The organism is Tatumella sp. UBA2305 (assembly GCF_002345795.1).
Classification (GTDB): Bacteria; Pseudomonadota; Gammaproteobacteria; order Enterobacterales; family Enterobacteriaceae; genus Tatumella; species Tatumella morbirosei.
Map to the genome: position 1 here is coordinate 169,426 of NZ_DDVT01000011.1, position 16,045 is coordinate 185,470.

Genomic DNA, 16,045 nt, shown 5'->3' on the forward strand with positions numbered 1-16,045 from the left:
CTAAATCTTTTTAATTTGGTTTACAAGACAATGTTTACAGCCGAAGATCTCGCATTTGACCGTCAGCATATCTGGCACCCTTATACCTCGATGATCGATCCTTTACCCTGTTATCCGGTAATTTCAGCGCACCAATGTACCCTGACACTGGCAGATGGTCGCAGGCTAACCGAAGGCATGTCTTCATGGTGGGCAGCTATCCACGGCTACAACCATCCGAGACTGAACCGTGCACTGACCGAACAAATGGAACAGATGTCACATGTGATGTTTGGCGGGATTACCCATCCTGCGGCGGTAGCATTATGCCGTAAGCTGGTGTCTATGGCCCCGGCGGGTCTGGAAAAGGTATTCCTGGCCGATTCAGGATCGGTGGCGGTTGAAGTGGCAATGAAAATGGCTGTCCAGTATTACAGTGGGGATACACTCCCACGCAATAAATTCCTGACAGTCCGCCACGGTTATCACGGAGATACTTTTGCTGCTATGTCTGTCTGTGATCCTGATAATTCCATGCATGCCCTCTGGAAAGGCTACCTGCCTGAGCATCTGTTTGTTTCAGCCCCGGCGACCGGATTTTATGACCCCTGGCAGGAAAGTGATATTGCTGAAATGCAACAAATGCTGGCAGTACACCATCAGCAACTGGCCGCTGTCATTCTGGAACCCATAGTTCAGGGAGCGGGCGGCATGCGCTTTTATCATCCGGACTACCTGCGAAAAGTCAGAGAATTATGTGATCAGTACGGGGTCCTGATGATCGCAGATGAGATAGCCACCGGCTTTGGGCGCACCGGCCGGTTGTTCGCCTGTGAACATGCCGGTATATCACCGGATATTATGTGTGTAGGTAAAGGTCTGACCGGCGGTACGTTGACGCTTTCAGCCACCCTGACCACAGGGAAAGTCGCCGATAAAATTAGCCGCAGTCCTGCAGGCTGTTTTATGCATGGTCCGACCTTTATGGGCAATCCACTGGCCTGTGCTGTGGCTTGTGAAAGCCTGGCCCTGCTGGAAGAAGGTCACTGGCAGCAGCAGGTCAGCCATATTGAACAGCAACTGAAAGAACAATTAATGCCACTGGGTGACTGCCCTCTGGTTGCCAATATTCGGGTACTGGGCGCGATTGGGGTAGTTGAGTGTCATTACCCGGTAAAAATGGCAGAAATTCAGCAATTTTTTGTCAGGCAAGGGGTATGGATACGGCCTTTTGGCCGGCTTATTTATCTGATGCCACCCTATATTATCACCCCTGAAGAGCTGTCACGCCTGACCGGGGCCATCAGGATGGCCGTTGTGCAGCCGGCCCTGTTTAACCTGTTGGAGTGAACTTTTCTTCCGACCTTCGTCGGATGAACCCCCGACCAGGTGGCTGTCTGTGACGCAGATTTTGTGCGGGTGATGGGTTACAATCTGCAGGTTATCGATATCAGGAGAGACAAAATGCGCTTATTCAGTCAGGATTTATCAGACGGACAAACTATGCCGCAAGCCCAGGTGTTTAATGGCATGGGATATCAGGGTGAGAATCTGTCACCTCAGCTTCAGTGGGAAGGTGCACCGGCAGGAACACGCAGTTTTGTAATTACCTGTTTTGATCCTGATGCGCCAACCGGCAGTGGCTGGTGGCACTGGGTAGTCATCAACATTCCGACAGAAGTGACCGCGATTGAACAAGGTGCCGGGTCAGGAAAGGCAGATCTGCCAGCCGGAGCCTTACAGACCCGTACGGATTTCGGCACCTCAGCTTACGGTGGCGCTGCACCGCCTGAGGGTGAAAAACACCGCTATGTATTTACGGTGCATGCGATGGATACCGATAAACTGGATCTTTCCAGCGATGCCAGCGGTGCCATGGTCGGCTTCAATGTCCATTTTCATGCCCTGGCCAGTGCCAGTCTGACGGTGACATTTAACTGATATTAACGGGGAGATTGCCGCTTACCCGCGGACAACCTCCCTGCAGGGCTGAGTGCTACGCGCTAAGCTGATGGATGGTCACCCACATCGGCCCCTGCCCGACCGCATACCGTCCCAGATCACTCAGTGTCCCCGAGTCCGCAGCGATGGCATAGACCCCGATATGATGTGATTTCTGCCCGGCGGCAATCAGATATTTTCCGGACTTATCAATATTAAAACCACGTGGCTGAGTTTCCGTCGGCCAGAAACCTTTTATAACCAACTCATCACCACTGTCACTGACAGAGAAAATAGTCAGAGTGCTGCTGGTACGATCACAGGCATACAAAAAACGTCCGTCTGGTGTCAGATGAATATCAGCCGCCCAGCGGGTACCGTTGAAATCTTCCGGCATCATATCCAGAGTCTGGACCGTTTCTGCTCCCTGAGCATTCAGCTTCAGTACGCTCACCGTACTGTCCAGTTCATTCACCAGATAGCCAAATTTACCGTTGGGATGAAAGGCCATATGACGGGGGCCGGCACCCTCACGGGTCGAAATCTGCCCACTGGCCGGTTCACTCAGTGTACCATCACTGTTCCAGCGAAATGCACATACGCGGTCCTGTTTCAGAGCAGGAGTATACAACAGTTCTGTGCTGCTGAGATTAGTCGAATGACAACCGTCAAGCCCGGAGAGAGTCTGACTGACCGCCTGCGGTAACCCCTGCGCATCCAGTGGTGTCACAGTGACCAGCCCGTCATGATAATAGCCGGCAAACAAGGTGTTACCCTGATGGTCAGTGGATAAATGCGTTGCGCTGCCCGGCAATGCAGCGTGCCCGACTTCAGTTAAACCGCCATCAGCCGCAATCGCGAACGCAATGACGCGAAAATCAGGACGCACACCCACATACAACACTGATTTCTGAGGATTAACCACCATCGGCTGCACCTGCCCGTCGACATCAACTACCTGCAATAGCGTCAGTGACCCGGCCTCAGAAAGCTGCCAGACATGAATTTGCTGGCTTTCGGGACTGGCAATATAAACAACTTGTTGCATGAATTCTCCTTACCTGGAATCGGTGATTTTTCGGGTTTCCACCACTGTAACGCAATATCCGGGCGCAAAAAATGATTTATTGATGCGGTTTTTTGCTGGCAAAGGCGGAACCGGGGTAGACTTCGGAGTCTGTTTTCTCTTCAGGTAAACTCCGCTATGAGCTATCGTGTTATTGCCCTTGATCTGGACGGAACGTTGCTGACGTCTGAAAAAAAGATTTTGCCAGAGTCTGTTGAAGCACTGTCAAAAGCCCGCGTAGCCGGGATTGAAATATTAATCGTCACCGGCCGACATCATAGTGCTATCCACCCGTTTTATCAGACACTGCAACTGACAGCCCCGGCCATTTGCTGTAACGGTACCTATCTGTATGATTACCAACAGCGGCAGGTGCTGGACAATGACCCGATGTCTGTCGATCAGGTTGAAAAAGTCATCCAGCGGCTGGATGAAGAAGGCATAAAGGGTCTGTTATATGCAGATGATGCCATGCTCTACGAACAACCCACCCCGCATGTCATCCGTACCAAAGCCTGGGGAGAAACTCTGCCTGTGGATCAGCGTCCGGTATTTACCCGGGTCGGGAGTCTGGCTGGTGCCGCACGGCAGTCAGACCGGTTGTGGAAGTTTGCCCTCTCTCACGACAATATCCCTCAGTTACAGGATTTTGCACTACGAATTGCCGATGAAGCTCAGGTGACCTGCGAATGGTCGTGGGTTGATCAGGTGGATATTGCCCGACAGGGGAACAGCAAGGGCAAACGTCTGGCCCAGTGGCTGGCAACCCGTGGATTATCAATGCAGGACGTGATTGCCTTCGGCGACAATTATAATGACCTCAGCATGCTGGAAACCGCCGGTTTGGGTGTAGCTATGGGTAATGCAGATGAGGCTATTAAGGACAAAGCCGGATGGGTAATTGGTGACAATAACCGGCCATCGATTGCAGAAGCGATTTACGAAAAAGTGCTGTGATTCTGAGATGGGCTGCCGGCCTTTTCCGGACAGGCAGCCACTTACTGATTACGAATGAGTCGTCTGTTGTGACGCCTGGTCATGACGACGTGAACCGGAAATCAGGTTGAATAATTCTCCCAGTCCGTAGATCACTCCCAACATAAGGGCCATCACAACAGGTACCATGATAATCGCCATCAGCAGGCTTTCGAGCAGTTCGAGCATATCAACCTCGGTAGGTTCACCAAAAAAGCCAGTTTACCGGGAGGATCGATGAAAGCCCATTGCTTTTTGTGCTTTAACTCGGACCTGACTTATTCCGTGCCCCTGGCTGATGCTACTATCCCGCCGGTAACCCGGTAAATATTCCGAAGCAGGAGCGACTATGCAGGCTGACATCTCATTAAATATCCACCTCAGCAATAAGTTGTTTGCCGATCCGCGCCGAATCAGATTACTCCAGGCAATACAGCAGACTGGTTCTATCAGCCAGGGTGCCCGCCAGGCCGGGATTAGCTACAAAACCGCCTGGGATGCCATACATGAAATGAATACACTGGCAGAAAACCCGGTGGTGGCCAGTAATACCGGCGGCAAAGGAGGTGGTGGTGCTTACCTTACTGCTTATGGTGAGCGTTTAATTCAGCTTTATCAGTTGCTGGAACAAATTCAGCAAAAAGCCTTTAATAATTTGCAAAAAGATACCTTACCCCTTAACAGCCTGTTGGCGGCTATAGCACGTTCCTCACTACAAACCAGTGCCCGTAACCAGTTGTTTGGCACCGTCAGTACGATAGAGCATGCCGGGCCGATTGACATCATCGGCGTCCTGCTCAGTGATAAAAAAACCACCATCCAGGTATCAATTACCCGTGACAGTAGTCACCGGCTTTTATTATCCAATGGCAAAGAGGTATTGGTATTGATTAAAGCCTCCTGGCTACAGATTCATCCGGAAACGGTCAACGTATCCAACCAGTTCCCGGTAGTGATCAGCCATATCGCCCACGGACCGGCCGGTGATGAAGTGATTATGCAACTGGCGAATGGTGAAACGTTGTGTGCCACGTATCCGTCCGGTGAGCATAATTTTACAGTCGGCCAGCACGTACAGGCGAGCTTCCGCCCCGAAAATGCCTTACTGGCCAGTCTGAACTAAGCCGCTTTGGCCGGCCCCCCTGTCCCCCGTCTGCATTGCTTTAAGTTTGACAACTATTCCGCGGGCAGATACAACTGTGTAAAATAATGCATAAAACGGAATGCAACATGACATCATTGCAAATAACGCAAGGCACGTTTCGCCAGGGTAAACACTGGAAACTTCACATTGAGCAACTGGAAATAAAATCCGGAGAAAGCTGGGCTTTCGTCGGGACCAATGGCAGCGGAAAGTCATCACTGGCAAAAGCGGTGACCGCAGAACTGCCGGCTACCACCGGTACCGTGCATCAGGGCTTTAAACGTGCCGTTCGCTTATCCCTGGAACAACTGTCACAGCTGGTGGCTGCCGAGTGGGAGAGGAATAATACTGACCTCTACAGTGAAGGCGAAAGCGAAGATGGCCGGCTGACCCGACAGATTATTATGGATGAGGTCGCGGATGAATCGCGTTGCCGGATGTTAAGCGAACAGTTTGCTATTGAGCATTTGCTCGACCGGCCATTCAAATTTTTGTCGACGGGGGAAACACGCAAAGCGTTACTCTGTAAGACACTGATGTCTGCCCCGGATTTACTGGTACTGGATGAGCCCTTTGACGGTCTGGATGTCGGTTCCAGAGAAAACCTGAGCCATCAGTTACATTCTTTGAGCCAGCAAGGGACAACGCTGGTGCTGGTTCTCAATCGTTTTGAAGATATCCCGGAGTTTGTCGATCATGTCGGTGTACTGGCTGAAGGAAACTTAAGCCATATCGGTCCGCGGGCCGAAATACTTAAGCAGGCGTTGATTATTCAACTGGCGCACAGCGAAAAAATAAAATCAGTGTCGTTGCCGGCAGCAGATGATCCTGCGGTAAACCATGGTGAGAATGACACTCAGCCCCCCATTATCCTGCGCGACGGTAAAGTCTCCTGGGACGATAAGTTAATCATTGACGGTCTGAACTGGCAGGTAGACCCGGGCCAGCACTGGCAAATCACAGGGCCGAATGGTGCGGGTAAATCGACCCTGCTCAGCCTGGTCACCGGCGACCATCCCCAGGGATACAGTAATGATTTAACCCTGTTTGGTATTCGTCGTGGCAGTGGAGAAACCATCTGGGATATTAAGCAACATATCGGGTATGTCAGCAGTAGCCTGCATCTGGAATACCGGATCAGTGCGACAGTACGTACGGTTATCCTGTCCGGATTCTTCGATTCTATCGGTTTATATCAGGCAGTATCGGACCGGCAAAATCAGCTGGCGACACAATGGCTGGCCCTGCTGGGAATGGATAACTCGCTGGCTTCCGCCCCTTTCCATAGTCTGTCCTGGGGCCAGCAGCGCCTGGTTTTGATTGTAAGGGCAATGGTAAAACATCCGCGGGTGCTGATCCTTGATGAGCCTTTGCAGGGGCTGGACGCAATTAACCGACAACTGATTCGTCAGTTTGTGAATGTATTGATTGGTGAAGGCCGTACTCAATTGCTGTTTGTGTCACACCATGCCGAAGATGCACCTGATTGTATCACTCATCGCCTGACCTTTGTGCCTGAGCAAGGCGGCGGTTATGGCTTTCAGCAGGATTCCCTGAAAGATTCATAATCACTGAAGGGCCGGGATTCCCCGGCCCTGTCAAACACATCCCGCCGGTTGTCAGCCATATTCCGGACATCAGTCTGCACCTTAATTCTTCAGTTTTCCGCAATTCCCCTGTTGTGTAAACGTTTCCATTACTCCACACTGATCACAAAATTCCCGGTTTCACTATGCTAGTCTCATCGCATATCCGCTCACCAGACATGATGATATTCAGGATAATTTATGCCTACATTTAATCCGGTAGATCACCCGCATCGCCGCTATAACCCCCTGACAGATCAATGGATACTGGTTTCCCCCCACCGGGCTAAACGTCCCTGGCAGGGTGCACAGGAAACACCGGCAGTGACATCTCTGCCGTCTCATGATCCTGACTGCTTCCTGTGTGCTGGTAATCAACGCATCACCGGCGATAAAAATCCCGACTATACCGGGACCTGGGTGTTTACCAATGATTTTGCCGCACTGATGACCGACACACCCGAGGCTCCGGAAAGTGATGATTTGCTGATGCGTTGTGAAAGCGCACGGGGTACCAGCCGGGTCATCTGTTTTTCTCCCGATCACAGTAAAACGCTGCCTGAATTGCCGTTGGAATCGCTTCAACAAATAGTCACTACCTGGCAGGAACAGACCGAAGAGTTGGGGAAAGAATATCCCTGGGTTCAGGTATTCGAGAATAAAGGCGCAGCGATGGGGTGTTCCAACCCTCACCCGCATGGTCAGGTCTGGGCGAACAGCTTTTTACCTAATGAAGCACAGCGCGAAGATACCCACCAACGGCGCTATTATCAGCAGCACGGTACCCCCATGCTACTGGATTATGTCGCCAAAGAACTGGCTGACGGACAACGTACCGTGGTAGAAACGGAGCATTGGCTGGCGGTGGTTCCCTGGTGGGCAGCATGGCCTTTTGAAACACTGTTATTACCCAAAGCTCATGTCCTTCGGCTGACCGATCTGAATGCGGAACAGAGCCGGGACCTGGCGTTGATCCTTAAAAAACATACCAGTCGTTATGACAATCTGTTCAGCTGCTCTTTCCCCTATTCAATGGGCTGGCACGGAGCACCATTTAATGGTGAGCCTAATCAGCACTGGCAACTACACGCGCATTTCTATCCCCCGTTATTACGTTCTGCCACAGTACGGAAATTTATGGTGGGCTACGAAATGCTTGCTGAGACACAACGTGATTTAACCGCTGAACAGGCCGCTGAAAAATTACGGGCATTAAGTGATATCCATTTTAATGAGGCACGCTGAGATGCAATTACAGGAAAAAACCCAGACTGTTTTCGATACCCTTTTCGGCTATCCGGCGACTCACACTTTTCAGGCTCCCGGACGAGTTAATCTGATAGGCGAACATACTGATTATAATGAGGGCTTTGTACTTCCCTGTGCTATTGATTATCAGACAGTCATCAGTTGTGCAAAACGTACTGATAATCGGGTACGGGTGATTGCTGCAGATTATGATAATGCACAGGATGAATTTTCCCTGGATGAACCTATCGTTAGTGTTAAAAACCCCCTGTGGGCCAATTACGTTCGTGGTGTGATTAAACATTTACGCCAGCATAATGACGGGTTTAAGGGAATGGATTTAGTCATTAGTGGTAATGTGCCGCAGGGTGCCGGGTTAAGTTCATCAGCCTCTCTGGAAGTTGCCATTGGTACCACTATCCAGCAGCTTTGGCATTTACCGCTTGAACCGTCTGATCTGGCACGGATTGGTCAGGAAGCAGAGAACCAGTTCGTTGGCTGTAACTGCGGTATCATGGACCAGATGATTTCCGCTCTGGGTAAAAAGGGTCATGCTTTATTACTGGACTGCCGCTCTCTGGCCACCCGGGCCGTTTCTGTGCCACAAAATGCCGCCGTAGTTATCATCAATTCCAACTTTAAACGTTCGCTGGTGGGGAGTGAATACAACACCCGCAGGGAACAATGTGATACCGGTGCCCGTCTGTTTAACAAAGCCTCGCTGCGTGATGTTACACTGGATGAGTTCAATGCGGTGGCATCAGAGATTGATCCGCTGGTCGCCAAACGAGTCCGGCATGTCCTGACCGAAAACCAGCGAACCCTGGATGCTGCTGAAGCGTTAAGTCAGGGTGACCTGGTGACCGTTGGCCGCTTAATGGCTGAGTCTCATGCTTCTATGCGTGATGATTTTGAAATTACCGTACCTCAGATTGATCTGCTGGTTGAAATAGTCAAATCAGTGATCGGCGACCAGGGCGGGGTACGCATGACCGGTGGCGGTTTCGGCGGCTGTATTGTTGCACTGATACCGGCAGGATTGGCAGAAAACGTCCGTCAGGCGGTAGCCGAACAGTATGCTTCTCAGACGGGGATCACTGAAACCTTTTATGTATGCAATGCATCACAGGGGGCAGGAACATGTCACACAGCAACCAGTCAATAGCACCTGATGGTCAACCCTGGCGGATGACCGTATTACGTAATGCCAATGGGATGGATGTCACCTTTATGGACTGGGGCGCGACCTGGCTTTCTGCCAGAGTGCCTCTGCCCGATGGTTCAGTCCGTGAGGCGGTATTGGGGTGTGCTTCTCCTGCCGATTACCTGAACCAGTCGTCCTACCTGGGTGCCTGTATCGGCCGTTATGCTAACCGGATTAATCAGGCAAAGTTAACCCGTACCGGCCATCAACTGGCGGCTAATCAGCCACCACATCAGTTACATGGTGGGCCGGAGGGATTTAACCACCGCCGTTGGCTGATTGTCAGCCAGGCTCCCGATGAAGTGGTTTACCAGCTGCATTCTCCTGACGGTGATCAGGGCTTCCCGGGCAACCTGACTGCCCGGGTACGCTACCAACTCACGGACGACAATTCGCTGCTAATCAGTTACGAAGCAGAAACTGACCAGTTGTGTCCGGTGGTACTGACTAATCACGCGTATTTTAATCTTGACGCGAATCAAGGTGATGCCCGCCAGCATAGGTTACAAATAACTGCTGACCGCTATCTGCCGGTAGCCACCGATGGTATTCCGGATAATTCTCTCCAGTCAGTGGCAGGAAATGGGTTTGATTTTCGTCAGGAGAAAAAAATCGCAGATGAATTTCTGACAGATGCTGACCAGAAAAAAGTTCGTGGCTACGATCATTCATTCCTGCTAAACCCGCGTGACCATAACAGTGAATCGGCGGCCTGTTTAACATCGGAAGACGGAAAACTCAGCCTGGCTGTATATACAGATGCACCTGCATTACAATTTTATACCGGTAACTATCTGGCCGGTACACCTGCAAGGCAGGGAGAATATGAGGACTATCAGGGGATCGCATTAGAAAGCGGTTTTCTTCCGGACTCCCCTAACCACCCTGAATGGCCGCAACCAGATTGCTGGCTGGAGCCAGGTGAAAAAATGAACACCTACACCCGTTACCGGTTTGTTGTCAGATGATTTGCACAGAAATGATCTGCCAAGTGGCAGCCCGGACTTACGCCAGAGACGGATTTCGGCTATGTTAACCAGTATCCTGTCCGGGGCATATTTCCGGTATTGGCACAGTTTCCATTATCATAGAACTTTTCAAGCATTAAGGAGTTAAGCGATGGCAGTAACCAAGCTTGTTCTGGTACGTCACGGCGAAAGCCAGTGGAATCAGGAAAACCGCTTTACCGGCTGGTACGATGTGGACCTGTCTGAAAAGGGCCGCGGAGAAGCTAAAGCCGCAGGGAAGTTACTGAAAGATGAAGGTTTTAGCTTTGACTTTGCTTACACATCGGTGCTGAAGCGTGCTATCCACACTCTTTGGAATGTGCTGGATGAACTCGATCAGGTGTGGCTGCCGGTTGAAAAGTCCTGGCGTCTGAACGAACGTCATTACGGTGCTCTGCAAGGCCTGAACAAAGCAGAAACCGCAGAAAAATACGGTGATGAGCAGGTGAAACAGTGGCGCCGTGGTTTCGCAGTGACGCCACCGGAACTGGAGCGCAGTGATGAACGCTTCCCGGGCCATGACCCGCGTTATGCTTCACTGACCGCTGAACAGTTACCGACCACAGAAAGCCTGGCGCTGACCATTGAGCGTGTTATTCCATTCTGGGAACAATCCATTCTGCCGCGCATTAAAAGTGGTGAGAAAGTGATTATTGCGGCACACGGTAACTCTCTGCGTGCACTGATCAAATATCTGGACAAAATGTCTGAAGATGAAATCCTGGAACTGAACATTCCTACCGGGGTACCACTGGTGTACGAGTTTGATGAAAACTTCAAACCACTGAAACACTACTACCTGGGGAATGCCGACGAAATTGCAGCTAAAGCCGCTGCCGTCGCGAATCAGGGTAAAGCGAAGTAATCCGTGACTGATAGCAGTTAGCGATCTGCGGCCGGGAGAAATACCCGGCCGTTTTTACTTTACTTCTGACGCCGTTCACGTACGGCGGATGCCAGCTGTTTCAGCACCTTTTCGGTGGCTTCCCAGCCAATACAGGCATCAGTCACACTCTGGCCATAAACCAGTGGTTTACCGCTGTCCGGATTCTGATTTCCTTCTACCAGATGACTTTCGATCATTGCCCCCATGATGTCACGATCTCCGCCAGCAATCTGGGCTGAGACGTCATCGGCAACATCCATCTGCTTTTGAAACTGCTTCAGACTGTTCGCATGGCTGAAATCGATCATAATCTGTGGCTTAAGACCGGCTTTTACCAGCCCCTGACGAACAGATTCAACATCCCCGGCGCTGTAATTCGGAACTTTTCCGCCACGCAGAATAATATGGCAATCTTTATTCCCCTGAGTTTCGACGATCGCCGAATGCCCATATTTGGTCACCGACAGAAAACAGTGTCCGGCTGAAGCGGCATTGATAGCATCGATAGCGACCTTTATTGTACCGTCGGTCCCATTTTTAAAACCCACCGGGCAGGACAACCCTGAAGCCAGTTCGCGGTGAACCTGTGATTCCGTAGTACGGGCACCTATTGCTCCCCAACTCATCATATCGGCCAGATACTGAGGAGTAATCATATCCAGAAACTCTCCTGCGGCTGGCAACCCACTGTCATTGATTTCCAGCAGCAGTTTACGGGCAATTTTCAGACCGTCATTAATTCTGAAGCTGCCATCCATGTCCGGGTCATTGATAAGCCCCTTCCAGCCAACTGTAGTGCGTGGCTTCTCAAAATAGACCCGCATAACAATTTCCAGGTCGGCAGCCAGTTCGTTACGCAGTGACAATAAACGTCCGGCATATTCAAGAGCCGCTTTCGGATCATGGATTGAGCACGGTCCAATGACTACCAGAAAACGATCATCCTGTCCTTGTAATATATTCTGAATCGCCTCGCGGCAACGATAAACTGTCGAGGCAGCTTTCGCGGTAGCCGGAAATTTCTCCAACAGGGCTACCGGAGGCAGCAGCTCTTTAATATCTCTGATCCTTAAGTCGTCATTCTGATAGTTCATAATACTTCCGTTAAAAATAAGTCAATATGGTCCCCAGTACTCTAACTTGCTGTACCAGAGGAGTAAATCAGCTTCAACAGGACAATTTTGCCCGGATAATCACCACTGTCTGTTAATTTGCTCCCGGAGAAAAGAATTATTTTCGATTAAAAAATCGCGCAGTTTTATACTCCCTGCAGGCTTATGCCATACTGAACTCCAACAACACCTCAGTCACCGGATTACGGTCGCTGTTTAACTAACATCCGAAAATAATTTCAGGACCCCGCAGCTATGGCCCATACTCATCCCCACACACAGAGCAACCTAAACCGCTCCAGGCTATTAGCGGCTTTTATTGTCACTGTGATTTTTATGCTGATTGAAGTGATTGGTGGTTGGCTATCAGGATCTCTGGCATTACTGGCCGACGCAGGACATATGTTGACCGATGCCGGAGCATTACTACTCTCTTTTCTCGCTACACATTTTGCGCAACGCAAAGCCTCTGCGCATCAGACTTATGGCATGTTACGACTGACCACGCTGTCTGCATTCGTCAATGCGCTGGCTTTACTGGTGATTACGTTGCTGATTGTCCGGGAGGCAATCATGCGCTTTTTCTCCCCTGCTCCGGTCTCAGGGTGGCTGATGATCGCCATCGCGGTGGCCGGTTTACTGGCGAATATTCTCTGTTTTTTCCTGCTGCGCCAGGGCGACGGAGAGCAGAATATGAACGTGCGGAGTGCAGCACTTCATGTAATGGGAGACCTGCTGGGATCGGTCGGGGCAATTATCGCAGCGCTGTTAATTATTTGGACCGGATGGACGCCGTTTGATCCGATCCTGTCTGTACTGGTATCACTGTTGATAGTCCGCAGCGCCTGGCAACTGTTGCGGCAAAGTTCACGGGAACTACTGGAAAGTGCTCCCACAGAAATCGATGTTAATAAACTGGCCAGGCAACTGACGCTGAATATTGCTGAAGTACGCCATGTCCACCATGTGCATTTCTGGCAGGTAGGGGAACAGAATATACTTACCCTGCATGCTCAGGTCATCCCTAATTATCAGCATGACCAGCTGTTGCAACGTATTCACCAGTGGTTACAGAATCATTACTCGATAGACCATGCCACAGTGCAGATAGAGTACCAACCCTGCCCGCAAATGGAATGCCTGTTGATGCATCGCAAAGAGACGCATTCAACGCATTCCCATCGGGCACATACACATGAGGCACAAAACGACAGCCACGACCACTGACCTCAATACCGGCAGGTGACTACCGGAATAACCTCTGAAACAGGTTATTTAACCGGGATAAATCCCTTCCAGTTCCAGTAACTGTTGCTTAACCCGCAGACCGCCGGCAAAACCTGTCAGACTGCCATTAGTTCCAATAACCCGGTGGCACGGAACAATAATCGACAAAGGATTTCTCCCGTTCGCAGCCCCGACTGCCCTGACCGCTTTCGGGCGACCAATACGGATGGCGATATCACGATAACTGCGGGTTTCGCCGTAAGGTATTTCTGCCAGAGCCTGCCAGACCTGCAACTGAAAATCAGTCCCCTCCGGCTGTAAAGGCAATTCAAACTGCTGCCTTTCTCCGGCAAAATATTCAGTGAGTTGTTCCGCTGCATGTCGCAGTAACGGATGATTCGGAGACATTAGCTCGGCACTGGCCTTGATACGCGCCGGGCGTTCATTTTCCCATGCCACAGCCGCCAGACCCTGACCTCCGGCAATCAGTGTCAGTTCCCCTACCGGAGTTAGCAATAGTTTATAACGGTACATGAAGTGAGTTCCGGTGACAGAATCAGATAAACCATTATGCCACTGTTTCGGGCATACGCTGGCGGTTTTCGGACATCAGTATATTTTGTTTTGATGTCCGAATACCGCCAGTAACTGACACAATCAGCTCTATACTTATCAGGTTTCCAGGGAGAGACTTATGACCGATGAGAAGAGTGCTTACCAGGCGCTGGTAAGTCGTGACAGACGATTTGACGGTCTGTTTTTTACCGCTGTACGCTCAACCGGTATCTACTGCCGCCCGGTCTGTCCGGCGAGAACACCGCTGCGCAAGAATTGTCAGTTTTTCCGTTATGCCGAACAGGCAGAAAAAGCGGGCTATCGTCCATGCCTGCGTTGCCGTCCGGAGTTGGCCCCGGGCCATGCGCCTATAGACAAGTCTGGCGTTTTATGTCACCAATTAATCGATGCCGTAGAAGCCGGATTAATGGAGCAACACTTCCGGATTGCGACTATTGCCAGCCAGTTTTCGCTCAGTGAACGCCAGCTACGCCGTATAATCAGCCAGCAGTTAGGTGTTACCCCGGGCGAACTTCGTCAGAGCAGACGGCTGAGACTGGCCCGTCAGTTACTCAGTGAGACCCGATTGCCGGTCACCAGCATCGCTTTTGCCAGTGGATTCGGCAGCATTCGTCAGTTTAATGCAGTATTTCTGCAACAGTATCATTTATCACCTGGTACATTCAGAAAGAATGCGCCGCAGCAATCTTCAACCGGTTTCGCTGATACTTCCAGTGTCAGGTTATTTTATCGGCCCCCTTTTGACTGGACGGCTCTGTTACGATTTCTTGACAAAAGATGTATTAAAGAGGTTGAGTGGGTCGATAATGGCCATTATCTGCGAACGATAGCTATCGGTGAATATTCGGGATGGATCCGTGTGGGTCAACATCCTCAACAATCCTGCCTTGAGGTAGAATTCAGTCATTCTCTGGCGCCGGTGCTGCCTGTACTACTTCAGAAGCTGCGACAACTGTTTGACCTTAATTGCCAGCCAGATTTGATTGCAGCACAACTGGCAACTGACTCCAGACTGGCACCTCTGGTGAAGGCTTATCCCGGGGAAAGAGTCCCGGGTTGTTTTGATAGCTTTGAGCTGGCCATGAGGGCGATTCTTGGGCAGCAAGTCACTGTCGCGGCAGCAACTACTCTGAGCAGTAGGCTGGCCCGCAGATTTGGTCAGCCAGTTACCACCCCGTTTCCGGAACTGAGTCGCTTGTCGCCACGACCAGAGAATTTTAGTGACGCCGTCGCGGATGACATTGGATCTCTGGGAATCGTGGGTAGTCGGATCAGAGCTATTCTCGCCCTGGCAGAAGCCTGCCGTGGGGGTCTATTCAGTGAAAAATACACTATCGATCACCTGCATCTGTTGGACTCGCTGACCAGCCTGCCGGGCATAGGCCCGTGGACCGCGCACTATATTGTTATGCGTGCCTTTTCATGGACAGATGCTTTTCCGAAAGAAGATATTGCAATACGAAAAGCATTGGGGGGCGTCACAGCCCGGCGGGCCGAAGAATTGTCACAGCCATGGCGCCCCTGGCGCAGCTATGCTGTTATGCTGCTATGGCGCTCTCTGGGAACGCAATAAACCTTAAACTGTAGCTATCAGGAACTCAGGTTTGTAGCACAACGGCTATGGAAAGCTAAAATATTGACGACAACTATTTTGCAAATTCTCATCCTGCAAGTTTTATTTTCTGGCTCAGAAACGAAAAAAGCACACCGCTGTTTATAACAACGGGGTGCTCTTTTCTGAATGGGTGGGTCGTGCAGGATGACTCGCTTCGCTCGCCCTGCGGGCCGTTGTTAAACAACGTTGTCTCACTGCGTTCGACCCGAACCTGCGGCAGGTTCTCATCCTGCACGTTTTATTTCTGTGCCCAGAAACGAAAAAAGCACCCTGAAGGGTGCTCTTTTCTAAATTGGTGGGTCGTGCAGGATGACTCGCTTCGCTCGCCCTTCGGGCCGTTGTAAACAACGTTGTCTCACTGCGTTCGACCCGAACCTGCAGCAGGTTCTCATGCTGCACGTTTTATTTCTGTGCCCAGAAACGAAAAAAGCACCCTGAAGGGTGCTCTTTTCTAAATTGGTGGGTCGTGCAGGATTCGA

At 50.9% G+C, this 16,045-nt stretch carries 15 protein-coding genes and 2 other RNA genes; 11 read left to right on the forward strand and 6 right to left on the reverse strand.

Annotation, left to right across the window (positions count from 1 at the left end; genetic code table 11):
• Positions 1-30: 30 nt before the first annotated feature.
• The gene (bioA, locus tag B3Z23_RS04985) at positions 31-1,329 is read left to right on the forward strand and encodes an adenosylmethionine--8-amino-7-oxononanoate transaminase (protein ID WP_294902512.1); all 1,299 of its coding nucleotides are present in this window, start codon (positions 31-33) and stop codon (positions 1,327-1,329) included.
• A gap of 114 nt (positions 1,330-1,443) precedes the next feature.
• Positions 1,444-1,920 carry a kinase inhibitor gene (locus tag B3Z23_RS04990; protein WP_294902515.1) on the forward strand — a complete coding sequence of 159 codons (477 nt, stop codon included), beginning with the start codon at positions 1,444-1,446 and terminating at the stop codon, positions 1,918-1,920.
• Between the two features lie 55 nt (positions 1,921-1,975).
• Here the strand turns inward: B3Z23_RS04990 and pgl are convergent, their stop codons facing one another.
• Positions 1,976-2,968, reverse strand: coding sequence for a 6-phosphogluconolactonase (pgl, locus tag B3Z23_RS04995; protein WP_294902519.1), 993 nt, complete (start codon positions 2,966-2,968; stop codon positions 1,976-1,978).
• 156 nt (positions 2,969-3,124) lie between these two features.
• On the opposite strand from pgl, the gene B3Z23_RS05000 reads away from it, so the two are divergent.
• Positions 3,125-3,943: a pyridoxal phosphatase gene (locus B3Z23_RS05000; protein ID WP_294902522.1), complete on the forward strand. Its 819-nt coding sequence runs from the start codon at positions 3,125-3,127 to the stop codon at positions 3,941-3,943.
• Positions 3,944-3,991: 48 nt separating this feature from the next.
• Here the strand turns inward: B3Z23_RS05000 and B3Z23_RS05005 are convergent, their stop codons facing one another.
• A complete protein-coding gene (locus B3Z23_RS05005) occupies positions 3,992-4,150 on the reverse strand; it encodes an AcrZ family multidrug efflux pump-associated protein (protein ID WP_294902525.1) in 159 nt (52 codons plus the stop codon).
• A gap of 160 nt (positions 4,151-4,310) precedes the next feature.
• Here B3Z23_RS05005 and B3Z23_RS05010 point away from each other — a divergent pair, with 160 nt between their 5' ends.
• The 6 genes from B3Z23_RS05010 (at position 4,311) to gpmA (ending at position 11,015) form a co-directional block, all read left to right on the forward strand.
• Positions 4,311-5,084 (forward strand): TOBE domain-containing protein, encoded by a 774-nt coding sequence (locus tag B3Z23_RS05010; RefSeq protein WP_294902528.1) that lies wholly within the window; start codon positions 4,311-4,313, stop codon positions 5,082-5,084.
• 107 nt (positions 5,085-5,191) lie between these two features.
• Positions 5,192-6,673, forward strand: a complete 1,482-nt coding sequence (gene modF / locus B3Z23_RS05015; RefSeq protein ID WP_294902530.1) for a molybdate ABC transporter ATP-binding protein ModF — start codon at positions 5,192-5,194, stop codon at positions 6,671-6,673.
• 219 nt (positions 6,674-6,892) lie between these two features.
• Entirely contained in the window at positions 6,893-7,936 is a 1,044-nt protein-coding gene (galT, locus tag B3Z23_RS05020; protein ID WP_294902533.1) for a galactose-1-phosphate uridylyltransferase, read from the forward strand.
• Position 7,937: 1 nt separating this feature from the next.
• Entirely contained in the window at positions 7,938-9,104 is a 1,167-nt protein-coding gene (gene galK / locus B3Z23_RS05025) for a galactokinase (RefSeq protein WP_294902536.1), read from the forward strand.
• On the forward strand, positions 9,080-10,111 hold the full coding sequence (gene galM / locus B3Z23_RS05030) for a galactose-1-epimerase (protein ID WP_294902539.1): 1,032 nt from the start codon (positions 9,080-9,082) through the stop codon (positions 10,109-10,111). The genes galK and galM overlap by 25 nt, the downstream gene beginning before the upstream one ends.
• A 151-nt stretch (positions 10,112-10,262) precedes the next feature.
• On the forward strand, positions 10,263-11,015 hold the full coding sequence (gpmA, locus tag B3Z23_RS05035) for a 2,3-diphosphoglycerate-dependent phosphoglycerate mutase (protein ID WP_294902542.1): 753 nt from the start codon (positions 10,263-10,265) through the stop codon (positions 11,013-11,015).
• Between the two features lie 59 nt (positions 11,016-11,074).
• On the opposite strand, the gene aroG is transcribed toward gpmA, so the two are convergent.
• Positions 11,075-12,130, reverse strand: coding sequence for a 3-deoxy-7-phosphoheptulonate synthase AroG (aroG, locus tag B3Z23_RS05040; RefSeq protein ID WP_294902545.1), 1,056 nt, complete (start codon positions 12,128-12,130; stop codon positions 11,075-11,077).
• Positions 12,131-12,403: 273 nt separating this feature from the next.
• Here aroG and zitB point away from each other — a divergent pair, with 273 nt between their 5' ends.
• Positions 12,404-13,375 carry a CDF family zinc transporter ZitB gene (zitB, locus tag B3Z23_RS05045; protein ID WP_294902548.1) on the forward strand — a complete coding sequence of 324 codons (972 nt, stop codon included), beginning with the start codon at positions 12,404-12,406 and terminating at the stop codon, positions 13,373-13,375.
• Positions 13,376-13,423: 48 nt separating this feature from the next.
• Here zitB and B3Z23_RS05050 read toward each other — a convergent pair whose 3' ends face one another.
• The gene (locus B3Z23_RS05050) at positions 13,424-13,909 is read right to left on the reverse strand and encodes a methylated-DNA--[protein]-cysteine S-methyltransferase (RefSeq protein ID WP_294902550.1); all 486 of its coding nucleotides are present in this window, start codon (positions 13,907-13,909) and stop codon (positions 13,424-13,426) included.
• A 160-nt stretch (positions 13,910-14,069) separates the two neighbouring features.
• On the opposite strand from B3Z23_RS05050, the gene B3Z23_RS05055 reads away from it, so the two are divergent.
• On the forward strand, positions 14,070-15,524 hold the full coding sequence (locus B3Z23_RS05055) for an AlkA N-terminal domain-containing protein (protein WP_294902553.1): 1,455 nt from the start codon (positions 14,070-14,072) through the stop codon (positions 15,522-15,524).
• 170 nt (positions 15,525-15,694) lie between these two features.
• Here the strand turns inward: B3Z23_RS05055 and B3Z23_RS05060 are convergent.
• Both B3Z23_RS05060 and B3Z23_RS05065 read right to left on the reverse strand, forming a co-directional pair.
• Positions 15,695-15,815: non-coding RNA, RtT sRNA (locus tag B3Z23_RS05060), on the reverse strand.
• Positions 15,816-15,859: 44 nt separating this feature from the next.
• Positions 15,860-15,979: non-coding RNA, RtT sRNA (locus B3Z23_RS05065), on the reverse strand.
• Positions 15,980-16,045: the final 66 nt, after the last annotated feature.

Excerpts from the sequence above, each read along its gene's own strand:
- gpmA (WP_294902542.1), top strand. The coding sequence starts at position 10,263 with ATGGCAGTAACCAAGCTTGTTCTGGTACGTCACGGCGAAAGCCAGTGG.
- aroG (WP_294902545.1), bottom strand. The coding sequence starts at position 12,130 with ATGAACTATCAGAATGACGACTTAAGGATCAGAGATATTAAAGAGCTG.
- zitB (WP_294902548.1), top strand. The coding sequence starts at position 12,404 with ATGGCCCATACTCATCCCCACACACAGAGCAACCTAAACCGCTCCAGG.
- B3Z23_RS05050 (WP_294902550.1), bottom strand. The coding sequence starts at position 13,909 with ATGTACCGTTATAAACTATTGCTAACTCCGGTAGGGGAACTGACACTG.
- galM (WP_294902539.1), top strand. The coding sequence starts at position 9,080 with ATGTCACACAGCAACCAGTCAATAGCACCTGATGGTCAACCCTGGCGG.
- B3Z23_RS05000 (WP_294902522.1), top strand. The coding sequence starts at position 3,125 with ATGAGCTATCGTGTTATTGCCCTTGATCTGGACGGAACGTTGCTGACG.
- galT (WP_294902533.1), top strand. The coding sequence starts at position 6,893 with ATGCCTACATTTAATCCGGTAGATCACCCGCATCGCCGCTATAACCCC.
- B3Z23_RS05055 (WP_294902553.1), top strand. The coding sequence starts at position 14,070 with ATGACCGATGAGAAGAGTGCTTACCAGGCGCTGGTAAGTCGTGACAGA.
- B3Z23_RS05010 (WP_294902528.1), top strand. The coding sequence starts at position 4,311 with ATGCAGGCTGACATCTCATTAAATATCCACCTCAGCAATAAGTTGTTT.
- B3Z23_RS04990 (WP_294902515.1), top strand. The coding sequence starts at position 1,444 with ATGCGCTTATTCAGTCAGGATTTATCAGACGGACAAACTATGCCGCAA.
- modF (WP_294902530.1), top strand. The coding sequence starts at position 5,192 with ATGACATCATTGCAAATAACGCAAGGCACGTTTCGCCAGGGTAAACAC.
- galK (WP_294902536.1), top strand. The coding sequence starts at position 7,938 with ATGCAATTACAGGAAAAAACCCAGACTGTTTTCGATACCCTTTTCGGC.
- B3Z23_RS05005 (WP_294902525.1), bottom strand. The coding sequence starts at position 4,150 with ATGCTCGAACTGCTCGAAAGCCTGCTGATGGCGATTATCATGGTACCT.
- bioA (WP_294902512.1), top strand. The coding sequence starts at position 31 with ATGTTTACAGCCGAAGATCTCGCATTTGACCGTCAGCATATCTGGCAC.
- pgl (WP_294902519.1), bottom strand. The coding sequence starts at position 2,968 with ATGCAACAAGTTGTTTATATTGCCAGTCCCGAAAGCCAGCAAATTCAT.